The sequence below is a fragment of the Rhizobium aethiopicum genome, from assembly GCF_900094625.1.
GTDB lineage: Bacteria > Pseudomonadota > Alphaproteobacteria > Rhizobiales > Rhizobiaceae > Rhizobium > Rhizobium aethiopicum.
Genome location: NZ_FMAJ01000002.1, coordinates 72,211 through 98,791 on the forward strand (window position 1 = coordinate 72,211; position 26,581 = coordinate 98,791).

General features: G+C 61.2%; 23 protein-coding genes. 13 read left to right on the top strand and 10 right to left on the bottom strand.

All coding sequences use genetic code 11. The features are described 5' to 3' along the window. Positions 1-84: 84 nt before the first annotated feature. The 4 genes from GA0061105_RS04670 to GA0061105_RS04685 all read right to left on the bottom strand — a co-directional run bounded on the left by GA0061105_RS04670 (position 85) and on the right by GA0061105_RS04685 (position 5,930). Complete coding sequence (locus GA0061105_RS04670) at positions 85-1,956, bottom strand: adenylate/guanylate cyclase domain-containing protein (protein ID WP_245304217.1); 1,872 nt, start codon at positions 1,954-1,956, stop codon at positions 85-87. 167 nt (positions 1,957-2,123) lie between these two features. Continuing rightward, positions 2,124-3,275, bottom strand: a complete 1,152-nt coding sequence (locus tag GA0061105_RS04675; RefSeq protein WP_092748422.1) for an alpha-hydroxy acid oxidase — start codon at positions 3,273-3,275, stop codon at positions 2,124-2,126. A gap of 112 nt (positions 3,276-3,387) precedes the next feature. Further along, positions 3,388-4,695, bottom strand: coding sequence for a guanine deaminase (gene guaD, locus GA0061105_RS04680; protein ID WP_064695772.1), 1,308 nt, complete (start codon positions 4,693-4,695; stop codon positions 3,388-3,390). Further along, entirely contained in the window at positions 4,692-5,930 is a 1,239-nt protein-coding gene (locus GA0061105_RS04685; RefSeq protein ID WP_064695773.1) for a urate hydroxylase PuuD, read from the bottom strand. The genes guaD and GA0061105_RS04685 overlap by 4 nt, the downstream gene beginning before the upstream one ends. A 282-nt stretch (positions 5,931-6,212) precedes the next feature. On the opposite strand from GA0061105_RS04685, the gene GA0061105_RS04690 reads away from it, so the two are divergent. Then, entirely contained in the window at positions 6,213-6,545 is a 333-nt protein-coding gene (locus tag GA0061105_RS04690; RefSeq protein WP_064695774.1) for a hypothetical protein, read from the top strand. Between the two features lie 54 nt (positions 6,546-6,599). Here the strand turns inward: GA0061105_RS04690 and GA0061105_RS04695 are convergent, their stop codons facing one another. Continuing rightward, a complete protein-coding gene (locus GA0061105_RS04695) occupies positions 6,600-7,496 on the bottom strand; it encodes a LysR substrate-binding domain-containing protein (protein ID WP_064695775.1) in 897 nt (298 codons plus the stop codon). Positions 7,497-7,598: 102 nt separating this feature from the next. Between GA0061105_RS04695 and GA0061105_RS04700 the strand changes: the two genes are divergently transcribed. Further along, a complete protein-coding gene (locus tag GA0061105_RS04700) occupies positions 7,599-7,802 on the top strand; it encodes a hypothetical protein (RefSeq protein WP_092748424.1) in 204 nt (67 codons plus the stop codon). Here the strand turns inward: GA0061105_RS04700 and xdhC are convergent. The 4 genes from xdhC to GA0061105_RS04720 form a co-directional block, all read right to left on the bottom strand. After that, positions 7,778-8,593: a xanthine dehydrogenase accessory protein XdhC gene (gene xdhC / locus GA0061105_RS04705; protein ID WP_092748426.1), complete on the bottom strand. Its 816-nt coding sequence runs from the start codon at positions 8,591-8,593 to the stop codon at positions 7,778-7,780. The two genes, GA0061105_RS04700 and xdhC, sit on opposite strands and share 25 nt — an antisense overlap. A 111-nt stretch (positions 8,594-8,704) precedes the next feature. Continuing rightward, a complete protein-coding gene (xdhB, locus tag GA0061105_RS04710) occupies positions 8,705-11,044 on the bottom strand; it encodes a xanthine dehydrogenase molybdopterin binding subunit (RefSeq protein WP_092748428.1) in 2,340 nt (779 codons plus the stop codon). A gap of 181 nt (positions 11,045-11,225) precedes the next feature. Then, the gene (xdhA, locus tag GA0061105_RS04715; RefSeq protein WP_092748430.1) at positions 11,226-12,692 is read right to left on the bottom strand and encodes a xanthine dehydrogenase small subunit; all 1,467 of its coding nucleotides are present in this window, start codon (positions 12,690-12,692) and stop codon (positions 11,226-11,228) included. Positions 12,693-12,718: 26 nt separating this feature from the next. Then, positions 12,719-13,495 carry a 3-hydroxybutyrate dehydrogenase gene (locus GA0061105_RS04720; RefSeq protein ID WP_092748432.1) on the bottom strand — a complete coding sequence of 259 codons (777 nt, stop codon included), beginning with the start codon at positions 13,493-13,495 and terminating at the stop codon, positions 12,719-12,721. A 141-nt stretch (positions 13,496-13,636) separates the two neighbouring features. Between GA0061105_RS04720 and glpK the strand changes: the two genes are divergently transcribed. The 8 genes from glpK to sbmA all read left to right on the top strand — a co-directional run bounded on the left by glpK (position 13,637) and on the right by sbmA (position 22,347). After that, complete coding sequence (gene glpK, locus GA0061105_RS04725; RefSeq protein WP_064695941.1) at positions 13,637-15,130, top strand: glycerol kinase GlpK; 1,494 nt, start codon at positions 13,637-13,639, stop codon at positions 15,128-15,130. Between the two features lie 107 nt (positions 15,131-15,237). Continuing rightward, complete coding sequence (locus tag GA0061105_RS04730; protein WP_064695781.1) at positions 15,238-15,612, top strand: YciI family protein; 375 nt, start codon at positions 15,238-15,240, stop codon at positions 15,610-15,612. Beyond that, entirely contained in the window at positions 15,609-16,868 is a 1,260-nt protein-coding gene (locus GA0061105_RS04735; RefSeq protein ID WP_092748434.1) for an RNA polymerase sigma factor, read from the top strand. The genes GA0061105_RS04730 and GA0061105_RS04735 overlap by 4 nt, the downstream gene beginning before the upstream one ends. 91 nt (positions 16,869-16,959) lie before the next feature. Further along, the gene (locus tag GA0061105_RS04740; protein ID WP_092748436.1) at positions 16,960-17,427 is read left to right on the top strand and encodes an SRPBCC family protein; all 468 of its coding nucleotides are present in this window, start codon (positions 16,960-16,962) and stop codon (positions 17,425-17,427) included. A gap of 279 nt (positions 17,428-17,706) precedes the next feature. Next, positions 17,707-18,768: an LLM class flavin-dependent oxidoreductase gene (locus tag GA0061105_RS04745; RefSeq protein ID WP_092749021.1), complete on the top strand. Its 1,062-nt coding sequence runs from the start codon at positions 17,707-17,709 to the stop codon at positions 18,766-18,768. Positions 18,769-18,806: 38 nt separating this feature from the next. After that, positions 18,807-19,565 (top strand): type I methionyl aminopeptidase, encoded by a 759-nt coding sequence (map, locus tag GA0061105_RS04750; RefSeq protein WP_092748438.1) that lies wholly within the window; start codon positions 18,807-18,809, stop codon positions 19,563-19,565. 204 nt (positions 19,566-19,769) lie between these two features. Then, positions 19,770-20,954, top strand: coding sequence for a YbfB/YjiJ family MFS transporter (locus GA0061105_RS04755; protein WP_092749023.1), 1,185 nt, complete (start codon positions 19,770-19,772; stop codon positions 20,952-20,954). A gap of 121 nt (positions 20,955-21,075) precedes the next feature. After that, positions 21,076-22,347, top strand: coding sequence for a peptide antibiotic transporter SbmA (gene sbmA, locus GA0061105_RS04760; RefSeq protein ID WP_092748440.1), 1,272 nt, complete (start codon positions 21,076-21,078; stop codon positions 22,345-22,347). Between the two features lie 98 nt (positions 22,348-22,445). Here the strand turns inward: sbmA and GA0061105_RS04765 are convergent, their stop codons facing one another. Beyond that, the gene (locus tag GA0061105_RS04765; RefSeq protein WP_092748442.1) at positions 22,446-23,435 is read right to left on the bottom strand and encodes a polysaccharide deacetylase family protein; all 990 of its coding nucleotides are present in this window, start codon (positions 23,433-23,435) and stop codon (positions 22,446-22,448) included. Between the two features lie 121 nt (positions 23,436-23,556). On the opposite strand from GA0061105_RS04765, the gene GA0061105_RS04770 reads away from it, so the two are divergent. The 3 genes from GA0061105_RS04770 (at position 23,557) to der (ending at position 26,363) form a co-directional block, all read left to right on the top strand. After that, on the top strand, positions 23,557-24,141 hold the full coding sequence (locus tag GA0061105_RS04770; RefSeq protein WP_092748444.1) for an NnrU family protein: 585 nt from the start codon (positions 23,557-23,559) through the stop codon (positions 24,139-24,141). 100 nt (positions 24,142-24,241) lie between these two features. Beyond that, entirely contained in the window at positions 24,242-24,925 is a 684-nt protein-coding gene (locus GA0061105_RS04775) for a tetratricopeptide repeat protein (RefSeq protein WP_064695789.1), read from the top strand. A 16-nt stretch (positions 24,926-24,941) separates the two neighbouring features. After that, positions 24,942-26,363 carry a ribosome biogenesis GTPase Der gene (gene der / locus GA0061105_RS04780; RefSeq protein ID WP_092748446.1) on the top strand — a complete coding sequence of 474 codons (1,422 nt, stop codon included), beginning with the start codon at positions 24,942-24,944 and terminating at the stop codon, positions 26,361-26,363. The last annotated feature ends 218 nt before the right edge of the window (positions 26,364-26,581 follow it).

The following is a 26,581-nucleotide window of genomic DNA, read 5'->3' on the forward strand; positions in this document are numbered from 1 at the left end:
TTTCGTTTCGACCCACAACGAAGGCAGTCCCGATCGGGCTTGGACGAGCTGCTTGCGGCCATCCGCGACGCGATTATTCTTCGATCAGACGCTACTTCCCGGCGGGAGCCCTTGCTCGATCAACCTGTCGAGGTAGTCGCGGTAAGGACTGCCCTCATAGAAGGGGTGGGCCGCCGCTCGGACGTATTCCGCATTCAGGTTTGGAAACTTCTTCAACGCATCAGAGATCCAGATCCTCACTTCATCGGTATTGCCCGCCCTGAGGGCGAGCAAGGCTGCCCCAATGAATGGATAATAGGTTGTGCGTTCGAACGATGCGCCTTCCCGTAGATGCATCCGGGCCGTTGAGAGGTCATCGGGCTCGCCTCTCAGCATCAAGCCAATACCGAGTAGTGTCTTGAACGCAAACATAGAGGGATCGTGAGGACTGAGATCGATGGCATTTTGTGCGGCTCTAATCGTCGTATCGGCGTCCCTGAGCCGCACGGCTGCCATTCCGTGTGCGAAATGAAGAAACGCGTAGTTGGGATTTAATGCAAGGCCCTGTTCAGCTACAGGCATGGCCTCAGCCGCTCGCCCGTCCACCGTAAGAAGGAGCGACATCATCGCAAACGCGATATCGCTACGCCTGTCGATTTCCAAGGCCTTCGTGGCGAACGATAGACCTTCCTTGACGGCGACAGGCACGTCTGCGGCACGCCCCCAGAGGACAAGTGCGTATCGGTGGCGAGCCAAATAGGCGTAGGGAAGTGCGAAGTTCGGATCGTGTTCGAGCGCTTGTCGAAGGAACTTTTCGGCAGTGGCTTGTGAACCTGCTTCAAAGGAAAGCAATTCGGCAAGGCCGCGATGGCAAAGTTCCCAAGCAGTAAGGTTGTCCGTCGATTTCGCGAGGGCGAGGCCGCGTTCGTGCGCTCCCAGTTCTGGTTCGATACCCGCGATGATCCGGCGCGTTATCTCGTCCTGCACATCAAAAAAATCGGCGATCGGACGATCCCACCGCTCGGCCCAGATGTGTGCTCCAGACAGCGCGTCGATTAGCTGTACAGTGATCCTCAACCGATCACCGGACCGCCGAACGGATCCTTCCACGACATAACGCACACCAAGTTCCCGGGCGATCTTGCGTACGTCCTTGGCTGTTCCCTTGTAGGCGAAAGTCGAGTTGCGAGCGATCACGAACAACCATCGAAAGCGACTTAACTCCGTGATGACGTCTTCGACCAGTCCGTCTACAAAGTAGTCCTGATCGGGCGTGGCAGACAAATTTTGGAATGGGAGAATCGCGATCGAGGCACGTTCCTGTCCAACGAGCCTAACCGGCCCGGGCGCCGTGCCGTCCAGCTCGACCTGCCACACGTCAATTGGTTCGGGGATGTTTTTAACGGACTGTGGCCCGAGCCACGTCATCCCAGTCTCTATCTTGCCTTTCACATGGTCGTAGATTGCACGAGATATGCAGATGCCTCCGGCCGGTGCGATGGTTTCTAAACGCGCAGTGATGTTGACACAGTCGCCGAGGATGTCGTCCCCATCGACCACCACGTCTCCGAGATGAATACCAATCCGGAAACGCAGCCGTCGGTCTTCGCTTTGAGGAGACTCGCGCGAGGTCAAGTTGCGCTGTATGAGAAGAGCCGCTCTTACCGCTAGCACTGGCGATGGGAAATCGACTAGAAGCCCATCGCCCATGGTTTTGACGATGCGGCCACCGCCTTCCATAATTGCTGGGTCAATCACATAGGTTCGCGCATCGCGCAGCCGCGAAATGGTGCCTTCCTCGTCCGCCGCCATGAGACGAGAATAGCCGACCAAATCAGCAGCCATTATTGTGGTAAGGCGACGTTCCACACTTTCCCCTCCGCCAAGAAAATACAGTATCGCCTGATAAGCAAATGCGGAAGCACTCTGGAACAGGGCGAACCAGAAAAATCCAGAGCGAACGCGCTGATGTTGCACCCCAAGGGATCCGCTTCTCCCTGCGGCTTGCCAATGCCGAACGCGAATTGTGGCGGCTTGGAAAGAGCAGCGACTGCGATGCGTCCACGTTCATCTAGGAATGTCTGCTGAGTGGCCGAATCCGTCACTTGCAATCGGGTGTCGTGAACTTCCGGAGAGGTTGCTTACTACCCGTCCAATTGCCACCCTGATATGATGGACGAGTCTATGTCGTTGATGTCGCGCTTGCCGCATAGCGCCATGGTGATGTCCATCTCCTTGCGGATGATGTCGAGCGCCAATGTGACGCCTTCCTTGCCCATGGCGCCGAGACCATAAAGGAAGGGGCGGCCGATGTAGGTGCCTTTGGCGCCGAGCGCTACGGCCTTCAGCACATCCTGGCCAGAGCGGATGCCGCCGTCGAGATGGACTTCGATGCGGTCGCCGACAGCTTCGACAATCTTCGGCAGCATGCTGATCGAGGAGGGGGCGCCATCAAGCTGGCGGCCGCCGTGATTGGAGACGATGATCGCATCGGCGCCGGTGTCGGCCGCGGCCCTCGCATCCTCCGGATCGAGGATACCCTTGATGATCAGCGGGCCACCCCATTGCTCCTTGATCCAGGCGACATCCGCCCAGGAGAGCCGCGGGTCGAACTGCTCGTGCGCGAAGGTGGGCACCGAGGCGACATTGGCGACATTCTTCGCGTGGCCGACAATATTGCCGAAGTAGCGGCGCTTGGTCTGCAGCATGTCAAGACACCAGAGGGGCCGGGTTGCCATCTGCCAGACATGTTTCGCGGTGAATTTCGGCGGGGCCGAGAGACCGTTGCGCAGGTCCTTATGGCGCTGGCCGAGGATCTGAAGGTCGGCGGTCAGCACCAGCGCCGAGCATTTCGCCGCCTTGGCGCGACAGATGAGGTCGAGGACGAAATCCTTGTCCCTCATCACGTAGAGCTGGAACCAGAAGGGATGCGCCGTCACCGAGGCGACATCCTCGATCGAGCAGATGCTCATCGTCGAGAGCGTAAAGGGAACACCGAATTCTTCCGCCGCGCGCGCCGCCAGCATCTCGCCGTCGGCATGCTGCATCCCGGTCAGGCCCGTCGGCGCGAGCGCCACCGGCATAGACACTTTCTGGCCGATCATCGTCGTTTCGAGCGTGCGGTTGCTCATATCGACCAGCACGCGCTGGCGCAGCTTGATTTGGCTGAAATCGCTTTCGTTGGCCGCATAGGTCGACTCCGTCCAGGCGCCTGAATCCGCATAGTCGAAAAACATCTTTGGAACACGACGCCGTGCCAGCTTCTTCAGGTCGGCGATGGTGAGCGGAGTGGCCATGAATAGAACCTTCTTCACATATGAATGCAACCACCGCCCATAACATGAATTAAAGAAGGCGCGTCATGGAAACTCGAGCCTTCCCGGTACCTCTTTGGGGTAGCCGGTATCGTCAAAGCCCTGCTTTCAACGCGATACCGGCTACGTAGGTCTCCGCAATCGCTCTGTCGTCGCCCAACGTCTGAAGCAGGAACAGTTCCTCGGGGAGCGTCTTCACGGCGTCCATCTTCAGCGCCATGGCCGGCGTCGCTGCCGCATCGAGGACGACGAGGTCGGCGTCGGTGCCGGATTCCAGCGTGCCGATCCGGTCGGCGAGCGACAGCGCCTCGGCATTGCCGCGGGTCATCAGGTAATAGCTTTCCAGCGGGTTCAGCCGTTCGCCGAGCAACTGCTGGATCTTGTAGGCTTCGTCCATGGTTTTAAGCATCGAATAGCTGGAGCCGCCGCCGATATCGGTGGCGACGCCGATGCGGACCGGCTTTTGCCGGCGCGCCAGCGCCTTCAGCGGAAACAGGCCGGAGCCGAGAAAGAGGTTCGAGGTCGGGCAGTGGACCGCGATGGAGCCAGTCTCGCTCATGACATCGGCCTCGCGTTCGGAGAGGTGGATCGCGTGGCCGAAGAGGCTTTTGGGTCCGAGCAGGCCGTAGCGGGCGTAGATGTCGGTATAGTCGATTGCGTCGGGATAGAGTTCGCAGGTGAATTTGATCTCGTCGTGATTTTCCGAAAGATGCGTCTGGATGTGCAGGTCGGGAAATTCGCGGGCCAGCGCCGCTGTCGCCTCCATCTGCGCCGGCGTCGAGGTGATGGCAAAGCGCGGCGTGATGGCGACGTGGTTGCGGCCCTTGCCGTGCCAGTCCGCTATCACCTGGCGAGTTTCGTCGTAACCCATCTCTGGCGTGTCGAGCAGGCCCTGGGGGGCGTTGCGGTCCATCATCACCTTGCCGCCGACCATGCGCATGTTGCGCCTCATCGCCTCGGCGAAGAAGGCGTCGGCCGAGGTCTTGTGCACGGAGCAGTAGGCGACCGCCGTCGTCGTGCCGTGGCGGATCAGCTCGTCATAGAAATGCGTGGCGATCCTTTGCGCGTGCGCGCTTTCGACGAAGCGGCATTCCTCGGGAAAGGTATAGGTGTTCAGCCATTCGAGCAGGTTGGCGGCATAGGAGGCGATCACCTGCATCTGCGGAAAATGCAGGTGCATGTCGATGAAGCCGGGCATTATCAGATGCGGGCGGTGGTCGATCTCGGCCGTGTTTTCAGCGGTTTTCGCCTTGACCTCGGTGTAGGGACCGACTGCTGCGATCAGCCCATCCTCGATCAGCAGGCCACCGTCGTCCTCGTAGAAATAACTCTGGCTGTCGGCGAGACTCAGCGGCGCGCGATGGAAAGAGAGCAGGCGGCCGCGGAGAAGTGTCGTCGTCATTGTTTCTTGCCTTCGACTGCGCTTTCGAACCAGGCGACGAGCAGCCTGCGTTCGTCCGGCGTAATATCGGTCACGTTGCCGGGCGGCATGGCATGGCTGCGGCCCGCCTGTATATAGATTTCTCGGGCATGGGCGGCAATTTCCGCGTCGTTTTCGAGTATCACTCCGTTCGGCGGCCGCACGACGCCCTCATAGGCGGGCTCGGTCGCATGGCACATGGAACAGCGTGTCGAGACCAGTTGCTTGACAGCGGGAAAATGCGGATTTCCGGCGAATTGCTGGAAGGCGGGCGCGACTGCGGCCGCATCCGTGTCGCCCGTCAGCAGCTTCGGCACGGTCGAAAGCCACATGATCAGGATGAAGAGGATGACGGTGACGATCCAGGTCCAGGTCGGCCGGCCTTTCCTGGCATGGGTGGTGTTGAACCAATGGCGGATGGTGACGCCCATCAGGAAGACGAGCGCCGCGATCACCCAGTTGAACGCGGTGCCGAAGGCCAGCGGATAATGGTTCGACAGCATGAAGAAGATGACGGGCAGCGTCAGATAGTTGTTGTGCAGAGAACGCTGCTTGGCGACCTGACCGTATTTCGGATCGGGCGTACGCCCGGCGATGAGATCGGCAACGACGATCTTCTGGTTCGGGATGATGATCATGAAGACGTTGGCCGACATGATCGTCGCGGTGAAGGCGCCGAGATGCAGGAAGGCGGCGCGGCCGGTGAAAAGCTGCGTATAGCCCCAGGCCATGAAGACGAGCACGACGTACAGCACCGCCATCAGTCCCCAGGTGTTGCGGCCAAGCGGCGACTTGCACAGGAGGTCGTAGACGATCCAGCCGAAAGCCAGCGACGCCAATGAGATCAGGATTGCGACGGGCGGAGTGATGTCGAGGACGTGACGGTCGATGAGAAACAGGTCGGCGCCGCCGTAATAGACGATGCAGAGCATGAGGAAGCCGGAGATCCAGGTGAAATAGCTCTCATATTTGAACCAGGTCAGGTGTTCCGGCATCTGAGCCGGCGCCACCAGATATTTTTGGATATGATAGAAGCCGCCGCCATGGACCTGCCATTCCTCGCCATAGGCGCCGGGCGGCAGATGCGGGCGTTTCACCAGTCCGAGGTCGAGCGCGATGAAATAGAAGGACGATCCGATCCACGCGATCGCGGTAACGACATGGAACCAGCGCGCCGCAAAGGCGAGCCATTCCCATGCTATGGCATATTCATACATCGAGTTCCCCTATCTTCCTCCGACTCGTGACATTGCGGAAATTTTGCCGGGGAGGGAAGAGGGGATTGAGTTTCGGCGTTATCGCGGCCGGACTGCGGATCTTCTGTCGCCTGCCTAAAAGCTGCCGAGAAGGCCGTGCATTATCTCCGGCTTATACTGTGCCTGCTAATTCAGCAGATCTTGAAACTAAGATGCCCCGATTACAGTTATGTTGCAGGCCGCCGGAATGAAATAGGAACCGCTAGATCGTCGGCGGCGCATTCATCGACGGAGAAGACGCCCATGCGCAGTATTCTGACGTGTGTGATGATTGCGTATGCGTCGCTGGCCACGGCTCACGACGCACCCAAGGGGTGGAGTTATGACCCCTATTGTTGCAATGGCGACAGTCACAATGGCGATTGTCAGATGATCCCTTCGAAAAGCGTGGCGGTGACGCCGAGCGGATATCGTGTGACACTGCTGCCGGGCGATCACCGGCTGGTCACCCATGCTCACGTCTTCCTGCTGCCGATGACGAAGGCGATGCAATCCGGCGACAACGACTATCATCTCTGTCTGTTCCCCAACGAGAACACGCCGCGCTGTTTCTATGCGCCGGAGATGGGCTATTGACGCCCGGCCACATGCATCGGACCCAGCTGCAGATCGGGTCCGATACATATGGCTTTAGTTTCCGGCTGCTTTGATCTCTTCGAGGATCCAGTTGCGGAAGGCCTTGATCTTCGGCACGTTGCGGCGGTTTTCGGGGTAGGCGAGCCAGTAGGCCTTGCCGTCACTGCGGGTCAGTTCGAAAGGCTGATAGAGCCGGCCGAGCGAAATCTCGGTCGCGTAGAAAGCCGGATTGAGGATGGCGACGCCGTGGCCGGCGACGGCCGCGTCGGCCTCCACCGCCTGCGAGCCGAGCTGGTTGCGCGGGCGTCGGTCGAGATCCGTCTCCGTGACGCCGGCTGCCTCGAACCATTGTTTCCACCAGACATCGCCTGCGTCGAAGAGATCGAATTTCAAAAGATCGCGCGGCTCCCTGATGCCGCCTGCCGATTCCGCCAGCTTCGGGCTCAGCATCGGCGTGAACTCCAGGCCCATCAGCCGGTGCAGCGCCAAGCCAGGCCAGTTGCCGTCGCCCCAGCGGATGCCGACGTCGATCTGTTCGCGGCCGAAATCGATGATGTCGGAGGTTGCCTGAAAGCGAACCGCGATCGCCGGATGCTTCAAATGGAAGGAGCCGAGGCGCGGCGCCAGCCATTTCGAGGCGAAGGTGTGGGTGGAGCTGATGGCGAGCGTGCCTTCGACGCTGTCGCGCGCCGTCGCCATCGCGTCATGCAGCATGGCGAAAGCTTCGGTTACCTTCGGCGCCAGCCGTTCGCCGGTCTCCGTCAGCGCGATCTGGCGGGGGCGGCGTAGGAAAAGCGGCTCGCCGACATTCTCCTCCAGCAGTTTGATCTGATAGCTGACGGCCGTCTGCGTCATGCCGAGCTCGTCGCCCGCCTTGGTGAAACTGCTGAGCCGGGCGGTGGCCTCGAAGACACGTAAAGCATTCAGCGGAAACTGTTTCGAAAGTTTCATGGATAAGTTCTCTTGATGCAGGCAGACGGTCGTTCGATTGGAATTGCAGCATTTTTCCCGGCAAACTGCAACTCATACCATCAAGTCTTACGAGGTGACGTCATGGATTGCCATGTTATCGAAGAACGCCGGCCGCGGCAGGAGGTCGGCATCTTCTCGCGTCTTGCAGGCCGGTTGGCAAGCAGGGCCGATCGATTCCGCCGTTTGCCCCGGCTCGATCTCAATGCGACGCCGGACCGCGTCAAGCGTGATCTCGGTTTCCTTGATGGGCGCGATCCCCATTATGAGGACGAGCGCATGCGGTAGGCCGCAAGCGCCGTCAGGATTTCGGCGGCGGTCATGGCGGCGATGACTTCAGGGCGTTTGTCCCTGACCGCCGCGCCACCGATCGGCAGCGTCAGCCGCTCCATCCAGCTGCGCTCTCCGCCGCCTTCACGGGAAAGCCAGCTTGCCAAGGTGGCGCGCTTGGTCGCCGACCCAATCATGCCGGTATAGGCGAGGTCGGTTCTCGAAAGCGCTTCGCGGGCGATGAGAAAATCGAGCGCGTGATCGTGGGTCAGGATGACGATCACGCCGCCAGGCGGGATATCCTTGACCAACGCTTCCGGCATCGGCACGAGCCGAGTCCTTGTCTCTGGCGGCAGATTGGCGAGCTCCTCCTGCCGTGTCTCGACGACCGTCACTAACAACGGCAGCGGCGCCAGGGCGGCGGCCAGCGCCCGGCCGACATGGCCGGCGCCAAAGAGATAGACTTCCGGCAGGCGCTCGGTTTCACCGGCAAGCCTGGCCTCGAGCTCGTCTTTCACCGCCTGCGTCAGCCGACGAAACCGCAACTGCGTGCGCCCACCGCAGCATTGGCCGATCTCGGGGCCGAGAGGGATGTCCATGATGGCCGTTCCGCCGGTTCCCGCCAGCATCTCCCGTGCATTTGCGATCGCCATGAACTCGAACTGTCCGCCGCCGATCGTGCCCCAGAGCGCTGTTGGAGATACGAGCATGAAGGCGCCGGCCTCGCGGGGGGTGGAGCCCTGCGTGCCGGTGATGTCGACAAGGATTGCGTTGGGGTGTGCAGCGAGGAAGGTGGGGAGGTTGGTCATTGGCGGGAGGCCGGGTATGTGGGCGTGGCACCCCCCTCTGTCCGGCAGGACAGAGGGGGGTGCCACCCGCTCCGCCCATCCTGCTCAAACGACAAATCAGCCGGACGCATTCTACACCCGCTTCATCCGCTCCACCGCCATCAGCACGCGCTCCGGCGTCGCCGGTGCATCGAGCCTCGGGCAGACCTTGTAATCCGCGACGCTGGCGACCGCCATCGACAGCGCTTCCAGCACCGAGATCGCCAGCATGAAGGGCGGTTCGCCGACCGCCTTGGAGCGGCCGATGGTGGCTTCGGCATTCTCCGACCATTCGGCAAGCCGCACGTTAAAGATTTTCGGGCGGTCGGAAGCGAGCGGGATTTTGTACGTCGACGGCGCATGGGTGCGCAGCCGGCCCTTGTCGTCCCACCAGAGCTCTTCTGTCGTCAGCCAGCCCAAGCCCTGCACGAAGGCGCCCTCGACCTGGCCGAGGTCGATTGCCGGATTCAACGAGCGGCCGACGTCGTGGAGGATGTCGGTGCGGTCGATCAGATATTCGCCGGTCAGCGTGTCGATCGAGACCTCGGTGCAGGCGGCGCCATAGGCGAAATAATAGAAGGGCGTGCCGCGGCCGGCCTTGCGGTCCCAGTGGATCTTCGGCGTCTTGTAAAAGCCGGCGGCCGACAGCTGGACGCGGGCGAAATAGGCCTGCTTGACGAAGTCGGGGAAGGCGATCTCAATCCCGCCGACGCGCACCCGGTTCGGCAGGAAGATGACTTCGGAAGGCGCCACCTCCCATTTCTCGGCGGCAAAAGCCACCAGCCGTTCCTTGATCTGGCGGGCAGCATCGAACGCCGCCATGCCGTTCAGGTCCGAGCCTGAGGAGGCGGCGGTGGCCGAGGTGTTCGGCACCTTGGCCGTCGTCGTCGCGGTGATCTTCACCCTGGAGATATCGACCTGGAAGCTGTCGGCCAGCACCTGCGCCACCTTAGTATAGAGGCCCTGGCCCATTTCGGTGCCGCCGTGGTTGAGATGGATCGAACCGTCCTGATAGATATGCACGAGGGCGCCGGCCTGGTTGAAGGCGGTCATGGTGAAGGAGATGCCGAATTTGACCGGCGTCAGGGCGATGCCCTTTCTGATGTAGCGGCTGTCGCGGTTGAAGGCGATGATGGCATTGCGCCGCGCCCGGTAGTCGGCTGTTTCCTCCAGCTCCTCGACGATGCGGGGAATGATGTTGTCCTCGACCTCCTGATGGTAGGGCGTCAGCGTGCGCCCCGAGCCTGGCTGGCCATAAAAATTCAGCTTGCGGATATCGAGCGGATCCTTGCCGAGGGCAAAGGCGATCTCCTCAATGACGCGCTCGGCGCCGAGCATGCCCTGTGGTCCGCCGAAACCGCGGAAGGCGGTGTTAGAAACCGTATGCGTCTTCAAGGGTTTCGACTGCAGATGCACATGCGGGTAGAAATAGCTGGAGTCAGCATGGAAGAGAGCCCGGTCGGTCACCGGGCCTGAGAGGTCGGAGGAGAAGCCGCAACGGGCCGCATACGTAGCATCGACGGCGTGGATACGGCCTTCGGAGTCAAAGCCAACCTCGTAATCGACAAGGAAATCATGGCGTTTGCCGGTGGCGCTCATATCCTCGTCCCGGTCGGGACGGAACTTGATGGCGCGGCCGAGTTTCTTGGCGGCGATCGCCGCAAGGGCTGCGAACTGATTGCCCTGCGTTTCCTTGCCGCCGAAGCCGCCGCCCATGCGGCGCACGTTGACGGTCACGGCGTTGGATGGGATATCGAGCACATGGCCGACGATATGCTGGATCTCACTTGGATGCTGCGTCGATGACCAGACGGTGACCTCGTCGTCCTCGCCGGGAATTGCCACCGCGATATGGCCTTCGAGATAGAAATGCTCTTGGCCGCCGATGCGCATTTGGCCCTTCAGACGCATGGCGGCATTCGGCATTTCCGTTTCCGGCTCGCCGCGCTGGAGCGTCATCGGCGTGATGACCAGCGGGCTGCCATTGGCAAGCGCGCCGTCGATATCGTGCCAGTGCGGCAGGTCGCGATAGTAGATCTTGGCGAGCCGCGCGGCGCGCCGGGCGGCGTCGCGCGTTTCGGCGATGACGGCAAAGATCGGCTGGCCGTGGAACTGAACCAAAGTTTCGGCCAGCAGCGGTTCGTCATGGCTACCGTTGGAGCTGACGTCGTTGACGCCGGGTACGTCCTTGCCGGTGAAGGCCCAGACGACGCCGGGATGGGCGGTGACCTCGGAAAGATCGATGCTGACGATTTCGGCATGCGCCCTGTCGGAGAGGCCGAGCGCGCCGTGCAGCAGTCCTGCGGGTTCAGGAATGTCGTCGATGTAGTCGGCCGTCCCGGTAACGTGTTTATGCGCGGAATCATGGCGCAAGGAACCATGCATCGGGCCTGAGATGACGACTTTGGGGTCTTCGAAGGTGGACTTGTCCATTAGATGGCTCCTTCGAGGGGAGAGGTTGTGACGTGTGGCCCCCTCATCCGCCCTTCGGGCACCTTCTCCCCGAGGGGAGAAGGTGGAAAAGCGACAGCGCGGCACTCCCTTCTCCCCAGCGGGGAGAAGGCGGCGGCAGCCGGATGAGGGGGTTGGCTTGCGCAAACATGAACCGCATTCATCACGCCACCTCCTCGAACCGCTTGAGTTCCGCCGGTGCGCCCACCGTTTCCAGATAGAACCGCGTCAACAGGTTCTTCGCCGTCAGCTGGCGATATTCCGCGCTCGCGCGCCAGTCGGTGAGCGGCTGGAAATCGGTATCGAAGGCAGGGCGGGCGGCCTCGATTGTCGCTTCCGTCCATGGCTTGCCGATCAGTTCGGTCTCGACCGTGCGGGCGCGTTTCGGCGTTGCCGCCATGCCGCCGAAGGCGATGCGGATGTCGGTGACCGTCTCGGCATCGTCGAGTGTGAGCAGGAAGGCCCCGAGCACGGCGGTGATGTCCTCGTCGCGGCGCTTGGTGATCTTGTAGGCGGCAAAGCGGCTGGTTGCCTTGGGGTAGGGCACGAAGACGCTCTCGACGAACTCGCCGGGCTTCCGGTCCTGCTTGCCATAGGCGATGAAGAAATCCTCGAGCGGCATTTTGCGCAGGCCTTCGAGGGAGCGTAGCGTCAGCGTCGCGCCGAGCGCGATCAGCGGCGGCGGGCTGTCGCCGATCGGTGAGCCGTTGGCAATGTTGCCGCCGATCGTGCCCATATTGCGCACCTGTTCGCCGCCGATGCGGTCGATCAGCCGTCCGAGCGCCGGGATTTTTTTCGAGATCGCCGCGAAGGCGCCGGTATAGCTGACGCCGGCGCCGACGGTGATGCCTTCGTCGCTTTCGGTGATCGACTGCAATTCGCTCAAATGATTGATGAAGACGACGGGGTTCAGCCGCCGCATCTGCTTCGTTACCCAGAGGCCGACATCAGTCGAGCCGGCGACGATGATCGCATCAGGTTCCTGCGAGAGAATTTCGGCCAGCGCCTGAACCGATGCCGGCACGATCAGCCGGTCCTCGTCCGTCCCGATCCTGATGGTGCCGTTCGCCTGCATCGCCCAGAGCCGCGCGACGATTTCCGAGCGCGTCCGCTCCAGCGGATCGAAGAGGGCGCTCGGCCGCATCTGGCTCACCTCCTCGGCCGCCTTGACGATCGGCTCATAACCGGTGCAGCGACAGAGATTGCCTTGCAACGCCTTTTCGATCTCGCGGCGACTCGGTTTTTCCGTGGTGAGCCACAACCCGTAGAGCGACATGACGAAGCCCGGGGTGCAGAAACCGCATTGCGAGCCGTGGCAATCGACCAGCGCCTGCTGAACCGGATGCAGCGCGCCGTCCCTGCCAGCGAGATGCTCGACTGTCACCACGTGGGTGGCGTGCAGCGAGCCCATGAAGCGGATGCAGGCATTGACGGATTCATAGGCGAGCTTGCCGTCCGCGAGCCGGCCGACGAGCACGGTGCAGGCGCCGCAATCGCCCTCGGCGCATCCTTCCTTGGTGCCGGTCAGGCGACGCTTCAACCGCAGAAAATCGAGAAGCGTCTCGGTCGGCCCGACCTCGGAAAGTTCGATGTCTTCACCATTCAGGATGAAGCGAATGCTGTCGTTCATGATATTCCCGGTTGTTTTTCCAATGGTTAAGCCGCCGTCCAGCCCCCGTCAATTGAGATATGCGTTCCGGTCACCTGCCGGGCGGCGTCGCTCGCGAGATAGAGCGACAGCGCGCCGATCTCCTCGGCCTTGACGAACTCGCGCGTCGGCTGCGCCTTGAGAATGACCTCGCTCTTCACCTGCTCCTCTGTCATGCCGCGCGCCCTGGCGGTATCGGGTATCTGCTTTTCGACGAGCGGCGTCAGCACATAGCCAGGGCAGATGGCGTTAACGGTCACGCCGAATTCGGCAAGCTCAAGTGCTGCTGTCTTCGTGAGGCCTAATATACCATGTTTTGCCGCCACATAGGCGGATTTGAAGGGGGATGCGACGAGCCCGTGGGCCGAGGCGATGTTGATGATGCGGCCATACTTCTTCGCCTTCATCAGCGGAATGGCAGCGCGCATCGTGTGAAATGAGCTCGACAGATTGATGGCGATGATCTGGTCCCACTTCTCGATCGGGAAATCCTCGATCTTCTCGACGTGCTGAATGCCGGCATTGTTGACCAGGACATCGACGCCGCCGAAGGTCTTCGCCGCCGTCTCGATTAGATCGGCGATCTCGGCGGGCTTGGTCATGTCGGCCGGATGGTAGATCGCCCGGCCCTTCGATACTGATTCAAGCCGCTCGACCATCGCCTTGATTTCATCTGTATTTCCGAACCCGTTGATGACGACGTTGTCGCCGGTTTCGGCGAAGGCGGTGGCGATCGCAAGGCCGATGCCGCTGGTGGAACCGGTGACGACGACTGATCTGCTCATGCTGTTCTCCTGACATCGCGATGTTGGCAGCGAGGTTATGCCCAAAGCCGGCTGGCTGGCAATTGCGCTTTATTCGCTTTTCTCTCCCGCATCCCTGTCCTATTGATTTGTTACGATAATCATATGCTTGAGGAGGATTTCATGGGTGGATATGTCCTGGCGATCGATCAGGGGACGACCTCGACACGAGCGATCGTCTTCGATGGTGACATGCGTGTCGCCGGCAAGGGCCAGAAGGAATTCACCCAGATCTATCCGCGCTCCGGCTGGGTCGAGCACGATCCCGAAGAGATTTGGGATTCGGTCGTTTCCACCGTCCATATGGCGCTGCGCGACGCCGGCATCGCGGCCAAGGATGTTGCCGCGCTAGGCATCACCAACCAGCGGGAGACGGTCGTCGTCTGGGAGCGCGAGACCGGCCGACCGATCCAGAATGCCATCGTCTGGCAGGACCGGCGCACGGCGAGCTATTGCGACAACCTGAAAAGGCAGGATCTCGAGCGGCTGTTCACCAAGAAGACCGGCTTGATCCTCGATCCCTATTTTTCCGGCACCAAGCTTTCCTGGATGCTCGCCAATGTGAAGGGCGCAAGGGCGCGTGCCGCAAGAGGCGATCTCTGCTTCGGCACGATCGACACCTTTCTGATCTGGCGGCTGACGGGCGGCAAGAGCTTCGTGACCGACGCCACCAACGCCTCGCGCACGCTGATGTACAACATTGCCGAAAACGCTTGGGACGAGGATCTGCTCGACATTCTGAGAGTGCCGGCCGCCATGCTGCCGGAGGTGAAGGATTGCGCCGCCGATTTCGGCACGGTCGAGGCGGATATTTTTGGCGCCGAGATCCCTATTCTCGGCGTCGCAGGCGACCAGCAGGCGGCGACCATCGGTCAGGCGTGCTTTGCGCCCGGCATGCTGAAATCAACCTACGGCACCGGCTGCTTCGCCCTGCTCAATACCGGCCCCGACATGGTGCGTTCGAAAAACCGGCTGCTGACGACCATCGCCTATCGTCTGAACGGCGAGACGACCTATGCGCTCGAGGGATCGATTTTCATCGCAGGTGCGGCCGTGCAGTGGCTGCGCGACGGGCTCGGCGTCATCGGCAGCGCCGCCGACACCAATGCGCTTGCCGAAAAGGCCGATCCGACTCAGGAGGTCTATCTCGTGCCTGCCTTCACGGGGCTCGGCGCGCCATATTGGGATGCCCAGGCGCGCGGCGCGATTTTTGGGCTGACGCGCAACAGCGGCCCTGCGGAGCTTTCCCGGGCGGCGCTCGAAGCCGTCTGCTACCAGACGCGCGACCTGCTCGACGCCATGCAGAAGGACTGGAAGAACGGTGCCGAGGATACGGTGCTCCGCGTCGACGGCGGCATGGTCGCCTCCGACTGGACGATGCAGCGCCTCGCTGACCTGCTCGATGCCCCTGTCGACCGCCCGGTGATCCTGGAGACTACCGCGCTGGGTGCGGCCTGGCTCGCCGGCAGCCGGGCGGGGGTGTGGCCGGACAGAGGCGGGTTTTCGGCGAGGTGGAAACGCGACCGGCGTTTCGAGCCCGACATGGACGAGAAGATGCGGGCGGCGAAGCTCAAGGGCTGGAAGAATGCGGTTAAGCGGACGCTGAGCGAGGGCTAGCCTTCGATCCGGTTTTTCCTGCAATCGCCGCTGACCCCGGATAATTTTTTGATGCGGCCTGTCGGCTAAGCGGTTACTCCTTCGTCATTCGGAAAGAGGAGTGACCGATGCTTTATGCAATCCTTTGTTACGCCCATGAGGAAACCGTCTTCGCCTGGAGCAAGGAGGAAGAGGCTGCCGTCATGGAAAAGCTTTACGCCGTGCAGGAGCCGCTTGCCAAGGCTGGCAAGCTCGGCCCGGTCGGCCGACTGATGCCCACGACGGCAGCGACCACCGTGCGCAAGGGCAAGGACGAGGCTCTGGTCATCGATGGGCCTTTCGCGGAAACGAAAGAGGCGCTTCTCGGCTTTTATGTGGTTGACTGCGAGACGCTGGAGGAGGCGGTCGCCTTCTCGAAACAGCTATCGGCGGTCAATCCCGGCTCCACCTCTTACGAAATTCGGCCTTTCTACGTGTTCAGACCGGGAGATGCTGCATCATGACCGATATTGCCTGGATCGACCTCGCGCTTGCCTCTGCCCGCCCGAAGGCGCTCGGCGCGCTGCTGCGTTATTTCCGCGATCTCGATACCGCGGAAGAGGCGTTCCAGGAGGCATGCCTCAGGGCGATCCGGACTTGGCCGGAAAAAGGCCCGCCGCGCGATCCGACGGCCTGGCTGATCTTCGTCGGTCGCAACAGCGGCATCGATGCCGTTCGCAAACGATCTAAGCTTCTGGCGCTGCCGGACGAGGATGTCATTTCCGATACCGAGGACGCCGAAAGCGATATCGCCGAGCGGCTTGATGATTCCAATTATCGCGACGATATCCTGCGGCTGCTCTTCATCTGCTGCCATCCCGATCTGCCGGCGACCCAGCAGATCGCGCTGGCGCTTCGGATCGTCTCCGGTCTTTCGGTGACGCAGATCGCTCGGGCATTCCTGGTCTCCGAAAGCGCCATGGAGCAACGCATCACCCGGGCTAAGGCGCGTGTCGCCAAGGCGGGCGTGCCTTTTGAAACGCCAAGCCCGCAGGAACGGGCCGAACGCCTCTCGATCGTCAGCACGATGATCTACCTCATCTTCAACGAAGGCTACAGCCAGGCCGACCCCAGGCATGAGGCGGCCGCCTTCAGTGACGAAGCGATTCGGCTGGGACGCCTGATGCTGCACATCTTTCCGTCCGAACCGGAATTGATGGGCCTGCTTGCGCTCATGCTTCTGCAGATATCTCGCCGCCCGGCGCGCTTCAGCGCCGAAGGCGAGATCGTGCTGCTTGAAGATCAGGACCGCTCTCTCTGGAACCAGCTTTTCATCAATGAGGCGCTAGCGCTGCTCGACAAGGCGCTGCGCCACCGCCAGCCCGCTCCCTACCAGCTTCAGGCAGCCATCGCCGCCATCCATTCCCGCGCAAAACGTGCCGAAGACACCGATTGGATGGAAATCGATCTGCTTTACCGCGCGCTGGAGCGTGTTCAGCCTTCGCCTGTGGTAACGCTCAATCGAGCAGTCGTCGTTTCCAAGCTGCGCGGGCCGCAGGAGGCGCTGGATCTCATCGAACCGCTTGGCGAGAAGCTCGGTGGCTACTTCTACTATCACGGTCTGCGGGGCGGGCTGTTGAAGCAGCTTGGCTTGACCAGCCAGGCGCGCGAAGCCTTCGATCATGCCATCGCACTTGCCCATTCCGCGGCGGAAGCCGCTCATATCCGCCGGCAGATCGACAAGATGCAGGAACAGGCGGCGCAGCCGGTTGCAAATTAATTTCGGCGTGCTGTCGGAACGGCGAACTTTGACACGTCCTTGTAACAACCTGATACGAAACAGGGTTTCATTCAAACGGAGAGATGTTGAAATGACCGCCAGCACGCAACGTGAACTCGTCCTCACCCGGGAATTCGACGCCCCGCGCGATAAGATCTTCAAGGCATGGACCGATCCGGATCTCGTCAAGCAGTGGTTCGTCCCGCGCCCGTGGAGTGTGGCAGAGGCGACGCTCGATGTGCGCCCCGGCGGCGCCAGCGTCGTCGTCATGCAGGATCCCGAGGGCAATCGGTATCCCAACCATGGCGTCTATCTCGAGATCGTCGAGAACGAGAAGATCGTCTTCACCGATGCCTATACCAGCGCCTGGGTGCCTGCAGAAAAGCCTTTCTTCACCGGTGTTATCCTGCTCGAAGACCTCGGCAACGGCAGGACGAAATACACGGCCAGGGCGCTGCACTGGCGCGCCGAGGACAAGGAAGCGCACGAGAAGATGGGTTTCCATGAGGGATGGGGAAAGGCCGCAGATCAGTTGGCTGAACTGCTGACGAAGATGTGAGTGTTGGGGACGGCGCGGCGAAGGCGGCGCCGTCCCGATGCTCAAGTGCGGTGCGAGGTCGCTTGGAAGATGATTCCGCCGAGGCTTCGAAGTCGTTGAATTCACATTCGATTCGGAGTTCGGACTGCGGTCGCGGCTCCAGTGGCTTTGACGCCGCCTCTGCCCCCATGCCTGTGGTCGCCGGCTATCAAGATTCTCGAACAATCCGTTCCAGAATTTGTATTTGCGCTCCATCCCCACCATCCTTATCTCCGGGCGGAATTCAACAGGATGCCGACGATGGAACTTGGCCTTTACACCTTCGCGGATGTCAATCCCAATCCCTCCCGCAGCAGAGGCGTCGAAGGGGCCGAACGGCTGAAGCATCTGATCGAGGAGATCGAACTTGCCGATCAGGTGGGGCTTGATGTCTTCGGGCTCGGGGAACATCACCGACCGGATTATGCGGCATCCGCTCCCGCGGTGGCGTTGGCGGCGGCGGCCGTGAAAACGAAGAACATCCGGCTGACCAGCGCCGTCACCGTACTCTCCTCCGATGATCCGGTGCGCGTCTTCCAGCAGTTTTCGACGCTCGATCTCATTTCCAACGGCCGGGCCGAAATCATGGCCGGGCGCGGCTCCTTCATCGAATCCTTCCCGCTATTCGGCTACAACCTCGAGGATTATGACCAGCTTTTCGAGGAGAAGCTCGATCTGCTGCTGGCGTTGCGCGACAGCGAGACGGTCGATTGGAATGGCGAGCTTCGTGCGCCGATCCGCGGGCGCGGTGTCTATCCCAGGCCGCTGCAGGATCCGCTGCCGCTCTGGGTCGCTGTCGGCGGCACGCCGCAGTCGGTGGCGCGTGCCGGTGCTCTCGGTCTTCCGGTGGCGCTCGCAATCATCGGCGGCGAGCCGCGCCGTTTCGCGCCGCTCTTCGATCTCTATCGCGAGGCGGCGCACCGGGCAGGGCAAGATCAGGCGAAGCTGAAGACCAGCATCAACGTTCATGGCTTCATCGCCGACACGACGCAAGCGGCGGCCGACCAGTTCTACGGGCCACAGGCCGAGGTGATGAACCGGATCGGCCGCGAGCGGGGCTGGGGGCCGACCAGCCAGGTGCATTTCGACATGTCACGAGGGCCGAACGGTGCACCCTTCGTCGGCGATCCCGAGGCAGTCGCGGACAAGATCCTCGCCCATCATACGCTGTTCAAGAACGACCGCTTCCTGCTGCAGATGGCGATCGGTTTGATGCCGCATGATCAGATCATGCGCGGCATCGAGCTCTACGGGACGAAAGTGGCACCGATCGTCAGAAAGGCATTGACTGAGAAGGGCGAAGGGGCGAAAGCCACAGCTTGAGGTGGCCGCGGCTGCCCGTGCCAGCCCGGAACAGACGTATGGTTATCGCAAACGACGACGAACTGGTGAAGCTCAAAGAGATCGGCCGCATCTGCGCCAACGCCGTCCAGGTGATGGCGGCGGCGATGGAGCCCGGTATGACGACGCTGGAGCTCGACCAGGTCGGCCGCAAGGTGCTCGAGGAGTCGGGTGCGCGCTCGGCGCCGGAATTCTGCTACCAGTTTCCGGGTGCGACCTGCATCAGTATCAACGAGGAGATCGCCCACGGCATTCCTGGCGCGCGGGTCATTCGCGCCGGCGATCTCATCAATATCGACGTCTCGGCCGAGAAGGACGGTTTCTTCGCCGATACCGGCGCCTCCTTCGCGGTGCCGCCGGTCAAGCCGAAGATCGAGCGGCTCTGCCGCGACGGCAAGCGGGCGCTCTGGGTCGGGCTCAATCAGGTGAAATCGGGCGAGCCGCTGGCGAAGATCGGCACCGCCGTCGGCGCCTTTGCCCAGAAGAACCGCTATACGCTGGTCGCCAACCTCGCGAGCCACGGCGTCGGCCGCTCGCTGCACGAGGAGCCGGCCGAGCTTTCGACCTGGCCGGATCCTTCCGAAAAGCGTGTGATGACGGATGGCTTGGTGTTCACGGTCGAACCGTTCCTTTCGCTCGGCGCGACCTGGGCCGAAGGCGGCGACGATGCCTGGACGCTCTATGCCGATCCGAAGGCGCCGACCGTGCAATTTGAGCACACGGTGGTTGCGACGCGGAATGGGCCGGTGATTTTGACGTTGCCGGATGTGCAGGGGTAGAGCAGCGTCCGGTTTTAGGGGAGCCTCGCTTGTGCGGAGCGCTCACTGAGCTTGGCGGCCAGCTTTCCTCTTCACCCGTGTTTCTGACCTGCGCCCTAGATATATCGTTCGAAAGCGAAGGCAAAATCGGATCTTTCGCAGGATTGATCGATCGATCAGAAATACTCGTTTGTGGCGACCGCGCTGCAGCGCGATAAGCGCAGCATGCTTTCCCGTCCGCCTCTTTCCGCGCTGAACCTCGTTGCCACCGCTGCTGCCGGCGCCGTCGCCATGGCGGCGGCCATGGGCTTCGGGCGCTTCTCCTACACGCCGATCCTGCCCGGCATGATGAGCGGCGTGCCGCTTTCGGCGGCGGATGCCGGCTTTATCGCGTCGGCAAATTTTGTCGGCTATCTCGTCGGCGCCGTGCTTTCGGCCTATGGCTGGGCGGCGGGGAGGGAGCGGCTGGTGGCGCTGCTGGCGCTCTTCGCCACCGCAATCCTGCTTGCCGCAATGGCGGCCACCAATTCCGTCGCGGTCTTTGCCGTCATCCGCTTCCTTGCCGGCCTCGCCAGCGCCTTTGCGATGGTCTTCACCTCGTCGATCGTGCTCAGTCACGGGGCTGCCGCCGGTAATGACCACGTGCAGGCGGCGCATTTCGGCGGCCCGGGGGCGGGCATTGCGCTTTCCTCCATCATGGTGCTTCTGATCGGGCTTGGCTTTCACGACGGGCCGGGCGGCTGGCGCGCCGACTGGATCGGCGGGGCGCTCTATTGCGCGGCAAGCCTCGTCATCGTCTGGTGGCTCTTGCCAACGGCGCCGGCACAATCGGCGCAAACGGGCAAGGAGCCGGCGCTTATCTGGAACAGGCCGATGGTGCTTGTTACACTGTCCTACGGTCTGTTCGGCTTCGGCTATATCATTACGGCGACCTTCCTGGTTACCATCGCACGGATGGCGGCGACGGGAGCTTTCGTGGAATTTCTCTGCTGGTTCATTGCCGGTGTGACCTCAGCGGTGGCGCTGTTTGCCTGGAAGCCGCTGGTGCGGCCGCTCGGGCTCGGCGGCGTCTATATCGCTGCCCTTTTCGTCGAAGCCGCCGGCGTGCTTGCGACGGTGGCGCTGCCGCCGTCTGTCGCGCCGCTGATCGGCGGTGCGCTGTTCGGGGCGACGTTCCTGGCGATCACCGCTTACGGGCTGCAGATCGGGCGCAAGCTTGCGCCCGAGAGCCCGCGGCGCATCCTGGCGATGATGACGGCCGCCTTCGGCGTCGGCCAGATCGTCGGACCGGTCGTCGCGGGCTGGATCGCCGAACGCTCGGGGAGTTTTACCGTGCCGACGGTGATCGCCGCCGCCGCACTTCTCGTCTGCGCGGCGCTCGTCATGCCGATCATCAGGAAAATCGTCTAACCGGTTACATCTGCGTAACAATCGGCCAAACCCATTGCTGCTTCCTTCGAACTGCCTTAGTTTCCGGGCAACAAACGTCTGCTGATACTCCCGAAATTCCAGTTCAGGAAAGCGCTCCCTAGTGTTTCATTCCTTCTTCCCTAAGCCGAAACTTTTCTTCACTTCGCTTGCAGTATGGACGCTCCTATGTATCGCGTTGTGGTACACCGTTGGCGAACGAATTGGCGTGTCATTGGGTTACGGACCCTTAGGCCCAGACCAGCAACCGCCAATCGGTCTGGATTTCTTTCTCCTTCGCGATAATCTTTTCTTTTATGCATTTTTTCTAATATGCGTTGTGCTCTTTTGCGGTGCTTGGCATGTCGTCGCGGCGAGCCATCCCTGGAAAATTTGGTCAATCTGGGGTTCCGCGTTGATCATCCTGACGACATATTTTGGCGTTCAGATCTCCGTCGCGATTAACAACTGGCGTCGCCCTTTCGGAGATACGCTTCAAAATGCTCTCGATAAGTCAGGGGGTATAACAGTATGGAACTTCTACAGTCTCATGCTGGTATTTGCGCAAATCGCTTTTCTAAGCATGTTCGTCTCCATTCTCGCGGACTTCTTCACCAGCCACTACGTCTTTCGTTGGCGGACGGCTATGAACGACTTCTATATGTCGCAATGGAAAAAGCTTCGACACATCGAGGGCGCGTCTCAGCGTGTGCAAGAAGATACGATGCGATTTGCGAATATCCTGGAAGGTCTGGGAGTGAGTTTGATCAACTCCGTGATGACCTTGATCGTCTTCCTTCCAATTCTTCTATCGCTATCGAGCTATGTGAAAGAACTGCCGGTTATCGGCGAGGTGTCGGACAGCTTGTTCTGGCTGGCTCTTTTTTGGTCCATCTTCGGAACCGTGCTTCTTGCGGTCGCGGGTATTAAGCTTCCCGGGCTGAATTTCAAGAACCAGCGCGTCGAAGCAGCTTATCGAAAAGAGCTAGTTTATGGCGAGGATCATGAAGAACGCGCATCTGCTCCGGTTGTGAGGGATCTATTTGGAAATGTTCGCCGAAACTACTTCAGGCTGTATTTTCACTACCTGTACTTCAATGTAGCACGATATTTCTATATCCAAGCGGATGCGCTTTTCGTTACGTTCATGCTGGTCCCGACAATCGTGGCAGGCACTATAACCTTCGGCATTTATCAGCAGATTCTGACTGCCTTCGGACAAGTCAGTAACTCGTTCCAGTATCTCGTGAATTCTTGGACGACGATCATCGAGCTGCTGTCTATCCATAAACGCCTCAAGGCCTTCGAGGCAGCCATCGATGATGAACCGTTGCCGGAGATCGATCAGCGTTATCTAGAGCGAGAAGCGGCGGGCGTTGCACACGTTGACGGTTGATGCGTGAGTTTGGCCTAGTGGGGCCTGGAATTCAGATGCTGGCGCCCATTAGTCGGAGTGAGGGGGCAAACGGCACCTCCCTCACTCCTAACTCACTATCAGAGACCCGATGTCCGCTGCAGTTTCCCACGCGCCTCGATCAGTGGAATCGCTTCTGAATAGCTTACACAGGCCACGTCGGCCTTATGACAGACGTCCGTGACCAGGCGCTCCAGCGCGCGCCAGTAGGCGCCGCCGTTCATTTCGACGAAGTGAAAGCCGAGTTGGAGGGGGATGCGGTCGCCGTTATATTGGCGGTCGAAGGCCCGGGAGAAGGCAGCGTAGGCGCGGTCCTCGAATTCCTTCGAATCCGCGCTGTCCTCTTCACCCTTGGAGTGGCGGACGAAGAGATTGTAGTCCATGCCGATGATCGGCTTTTCGTTGGGCCCCTCGGGGATAAGGGGGAGGCCGAAGCGGATGACGCCGTCTTCCTCGACGGGCATGGCCGGCCCTTTGGTCACGAGGCTGGCATCATAGGTGAATCCCGCCTTCTTCTCGGCGGCGATCATGTCTGCACCCGCGGTCGCGGAAAGATAGGGAGCGCGAAAGCCCTTGATGCCGTGATCGATCAGATCCTGCCAACCGGCCGGCTCGTCGAGGCCGACTCTCTTCCAGGCGTTTTTCAACGTCGCATGAAAAGTCGCGTATTCAGCCGACCAGTCGCCCTCGCTCCAGAGGCGGCCGTCGAAATGGCCGCAGGCATGGCTCGATATGTCGTGGCCTTCGAGATGGGCGTGCCAGATATTGCCGAGGCGTTCGCGGATCTCGTCGTCGCTCTGGGCGAAGCCGACATTGGATTTTCCGCGTTTCTGATGCGGCGCCTGGTAGGCCTTTTTCGCCGCCTCGTTCATCAGGAAGGTGCAGGAGAGAAAATAGGTGAAGTGGGCGCCATTCTTGGCGGCCATCTCGCGGCTCTTCAGCCAGAGTGCATTATCGTGGGCGCCGTCAAAGGAAATGATGACGAGTTGTTTCGGCCGGTCGTCCGCCTCTGCCGTGACGGGAAGAAGGAACGAGGCAGCCAGACAAGTGGCCAGAAGAAGACGAGACATAAGCACCGCGACAATTTGTTCGCGATTTCCCTCCAATAGAATTGCGGCGAAGCTGCGGTCTTGCTGGCATTTTTTCGCGTCAAGCTCTAAGCCATGACAAACAGCACGGAAGGGATGCGCAATGACGTTACTTATCGTCGGAATCATACTTTTTCTCGGGGTGCATCTGGTGCGGGTGTTGGCTCCGGACCTGCGCCGCTCGATGATCGCAAGCCTCGGCGAAAGGGGCTGGCGGGCCGGCTATTCGATCGCGAGCATCCTCACGCTGATCCTGTTGATCTACGGTTTCGGGCAGGCCCGGCAGGTGACCGGCATGCTCTACAACCCGCCTGTCTGGACGGCGCACGTCGCCATCACGCTGATGCTGATCGCGATGATCTGTCTCGTCGCTTCGCTATTGCCGGCGGGCCATATTGCGACGAAGACGAAACATCCAATGGTGCTGTCGGTGAAGGTCTGGGCCCTGGCGCACCTGCTCGCCAATGGCGAGACGTCGTCGGTGTTGCTGTTTGCGGCCTTTCTCGCCTGGGGCGTGATCGTGCGCATTTCGCTCAAACGGCGGCAGTGGGCGGGCGAGATCACGCTCCGGCCTTTCGTCTCGGCGAAATACGACCTCTATGCCGTCGTCATCGGCATCGTCGTCTGGGCGCTGATCATCTGGAAGCTGCACGAATGGTTGATGGGGGTTTCGCCGCTCGTTGTGTAGTGAATCTTTCAGATCCCCCTTACAACGGCCGTAAAATGGGGTAGAAGGCCCGCAATATGCATCATGCATAGTGTGAGTATTTCCGCGGCCGGAGACGAGAATGGCATTCAACGACGACAGCTTCATCCGTGAAGTCAATGAGGAATTGCGATCCGACCAGATGAAGGGCGTCTGGCGCCGCTTCGGCCGCTATATCATCGTCGTCGCCATCCTGATCGTCGTCGGTACCGCCGGCAAGGTGCTCTACGAGTACTGGGACGAAAACCGCTCCTCCGGCGCCGGCGACCAATTCCTGGCGGCGATGAAGCTTGCCGACGAGAACAAGAACGATGAGGCGCTGGCCGCGCTCGACAAGCTGGAGAAGGAAGGTCATGGCGCCTATCCGGTGCTGGCGCGCATGCGGGCCGCGACCGTCCAGGTCCAGAAGGGTGATGCTGCCGCGGCGATCGCCGCCTTCAATGAGATCGGCAAAGACAACGGCGTTCCGGCTGTCGTGCGCGATGTCGCCAGAATGCGCGCGGGCTGGCTGCTGATCGAAAACGGCTCCTATGAGCAGGTTTCGGCCGCGGTCGAAGAAATGGCGGTGCCGAGTAACGCCTTCCGCCATTCGGCGCGCGAAGCACTCGGGCTGGCCGCCTACAAGGCCGGCAACATGGCGCAGGCGCGGCAATGGTTCCAGTCGATTGCCGACGACACCGGCAGCCCGCGCCCTGTTGCCAATCGCGCTCAGATGATGCTTGATCTTATTACCGCATCCGGCAAGGCGCCCGCCGCGCAGGGCTGAGTTTTAAGGAAAAAGAATGAGTTTCACGGTCGCCATCGTCGGTCGCCCGAATGTCGGCAAGTCGACGCTATTCAACCGCCTGGTGGGCAAGAAGCTTGCGCTCGTCGACGATACCCCCGGGGTGACGCGCGACCGTCGGCCGGGTGACGCGCGGCTGATGGGCCTGACCTTTACGATTATCGACACGGCCGGCCTCGAAGAGGCGGATGAGGAAAGCCTGCAGGGCCGCATGCGCGCGCAGACGGAAGCGGCGATCGACGAGGCCGATCTGTCACTGTTCGTCGTCGATGCCAAGAACGGGCTGACGCCTGTCGATACTGCGCTCGCGGAAATGCTGCGCAGGCGCGGCAAGCCGGTGGTGCTCGTCGCCAACAAATCCGAAGCGCGTGGCTCCGATAGCGGCTTCTATGATGCCTATACGCTCGGCCTCGGCGAGCCGACGCCGATTTCGGCCGAACACGGGCAGGGCATGCTCGATCTGCGCGACGCGATCGTCGAGGCGATCGGCAAGGACCGGGCTTACGCCAAGGAAGACGTTGCCGTCACTGATGTCGATATCCCTCACACGGCTGATGAGGGTGAGGACGAGGACGAAGAACCCGCCTATGACGAGAGCAAGCCGCTCCGAGTGGCGATCGTCGGCCGTCCGAATGCCGGCAAATCGACGCTGATCAACCGTTTTCTCGGCGAGGACCGGCTGCTGACCGGGCCGGAGGCAGGCATTACCCGCGATTCCATCTCGGTGGAGTGGGACTGGCGCGGCCGCACGATCAAGATGTTCGATACTGCGGGCATGCGCCGCAAAGCGCGGGTGACGGAGAAGCTGGAAAAGCTCTCGGTTGCCGATGCGCTGCGCGCCATCCGCTTCGCCGAAACCGTCGTCATCGTTTTCGATGCGACGATCCCTTTCGAAAAGCAGGACCTGCAGATCGTCGACCTCGTGCTGCGCGAGGGCCGGGCGGCCGTGCTTGCCTTCAACAAGTGGGATATGATCGAGGACCGTCAGGCGGTGCTTGCGGATCTGCGTGAAAAGACCGACCGGCTGCTGCCGCAGGCGCGCGGCATTCGTGCCGTGCCGATCTCCGGCCAGACCGGCTGGGGCCTCGACAAGCTGATGCAGTCGATCATCGACACCGACAGGGTCTGGAACAAACGCATCTCGACGGCGAGGCTCAATCGCTGGCTGGAGACGCAGCAGATCCAGCATCCGCCACCGGCCGTCTCCGGCCGCCGGATCAAGCTGAAATACATGACGCAGGTCAAGGCCCGCCCGCCCGCCTTCATGATCTCCTGCACCCGCTCGGACGCGCTGCCGGAATCCTATACGCGCTACCTGATCAACGGGCTGCGCAACGATTTCGACATGCCGAGCGTGCCGATCCGCATCCATTTCCGCTCGCCGGATAATCCGTACGAGTCGAAGAAGAGGCGGACGTAGGGTTAAGGGCGTTGGCTGCGGTGTCACGCGGCATTGTTGCGCCGTCGTGCGGCACCCCCTCTGTCCTGCCGGGCATCTCCCCCACAAGGAGGGAGATTGGCTGGGCGTGATGGCTTCCCCAAACAACTGGCCGTCACATGTATCGTAAAATTAGGGCGAGGCATGGCTTCTTGCCAATCTCCACCCTGGTGGGGGAGATGCCCGGCAGGGCAGGGGGG

What these genes read in the sequence shown, in the direction of transcription:
- GA0061105_RS04720 (WP_092748432.1), bottom strand. Translation starts at nt 13,495, where the DNA reads ATGAGCAGATCAGTCGTCGTCACCGGTTCCACCAGCGGCATCGGCCTT.
- guaD (WP_064695772.1), bottom strand. Translation starts at nt 4,695, where the DNA reads ATGACGACGACACTTCTCCGCGGCCGCCTGCTCTCTTTCCATCGCGCG.
- GA0061105_RS04690 (WP_064695774.1), top strand. Translation starts at nt 6,213, where the DNA reads ATGCGCAGTATTCTGACGTGTGTGATGATTGCGTATGCGTCGCTGGCC.
- GA0061105_RS04730 (WP_064695781.1), top strand. Translation starts at nt 15,238, where the DNA reads ATGCTTTATGCAATCCTTTGTTACGCCCATGAGGAAACCGTCTTCGCC.
- map (WP_092748438.1), top strand. Translation starts at nt 18,807, where the DNA reads ATGGTTATCGCAAACGACGACGAACTGGTGAAGCTCAAAGAGATCGGC.
- GA0061105_RS04735 (WP_092748434.1), top strand. Translation starts at nt 15,609, where the DNA reads ATGACCGATATTGCCTGGATCGACCTCGCGCTTGCCTCTGCCCGCCCG.
- xdhB (WP_092748428.1), bottom strand. Translation starts at nt 11,044, where the DNA reads ATGGACAAGTCCACCTTCGAAGACCCCAAAGTCGTCATCTCAGGCCCG.
- glpK (WP_064695941.1), top strand. Translation starts at nt 13,637, where the DNA reads ATGGGTGGATATGTCCTGGCGATCGATCAGGGGACGACCTCGACACGA.
- xdhA (WP_092748430.1), bottom strand. Translation starts at nt 12,692, where the DNA reads ATGAACGACAGCATTCGCTTCATCCTGAATGGTGAAGACATCGAACTT.
- GA0061105_RS04775 (WP_064695789.1), top strand. Translation starts at nt 24,242, where the DNA reads ATGGCATTCAACGACGACAGCTTCATCCGTGAAGTCAATGAGGAATTG.
- GA0061105_RS04745 (WP_092749021.1), top strand. Translation starts at nt 17,707, where the DNA reads ATGGAACTTGGCCTTTACACCTTCGCGGATGTCAATCCCAATCCCTCC.
- GA0061105_RS04685 (WP_064695773.1), bottom strand. Translation starts at nt 5,930, where the DNA reads ATGTATGAATATGCCATAGCATGGGAATGGCTCGCCTTTGCGGCGCGC.
- GA0061105_RS04755 (WP_092749023.1), top strand. Translation starts at nt 19,770, where the DNA reads ATGCTTTCCCGTCCGCCTCTTTCCGCGCTGAACCTCGTTGCCACCGCT.
- xdhC (WP_092748426.1), bottom strand. Translation starts at nt 8,593, where the DNA reads ATGACCAACCTCCCCACCTTCCTCGCTGCACACCCCAACGCAATCCTT.
- GA0061105_RS04675 (WP_092748422.1), bottom strand. Translation starts at nt 3,275, where the DNA reads ATGGCCACTCCGCTCACCATCGCCGACCTGAAGAAGCTGGCACGGCGT.
- GA0061105_RS04765 (WP_092748442.1), bottom strand. Translation starts at nt 23,435, where the DNA reads ATGTCTCGTCTTCTTCTGGCCACTTGTCTGGCTGCCTCGTTCCTTCTT.
- GA0061105_RS04695 (WP_064695775.1), bottom strand. Translation starts at nt 7,496, where the DNA reads ATGAAACTTTCGAAACAGTTTCCGCTGAATGCTTTACGTGTCTTCGAG.
- der (WP_092748446.1), top strand. Translation starts at nt 24,942, where the DNA reads ATGAGTTTCACGGTCGCCATCGTCGGTCGCCCGAATGTCGGCAAGTCG.
- GA0061105_RS04740 (WP_092748436.1), top strand. Translation starts at nt 16,960, where the DNA reads ATGACCGCCAGCACGCAACGTGAACTCGTCCTCACCCGGGAATTCGAC.
- GA0061105_RS04770 (WP_092748444.1), top strand. Translation starts at nt 23,557, where the DNA reads ATGACGTTACTTATCGTCGGAATCATACTTTTTCTCGGGGTGCATCTG.
- GA0061105_RS04700 (WP_092748424.1), top strand. Translation starts at nt 7,599, where the DNA reads ATGGATTGCCATGTTATCGAAGAACGCCGGCCGCGGCAGGAGGTCGGC.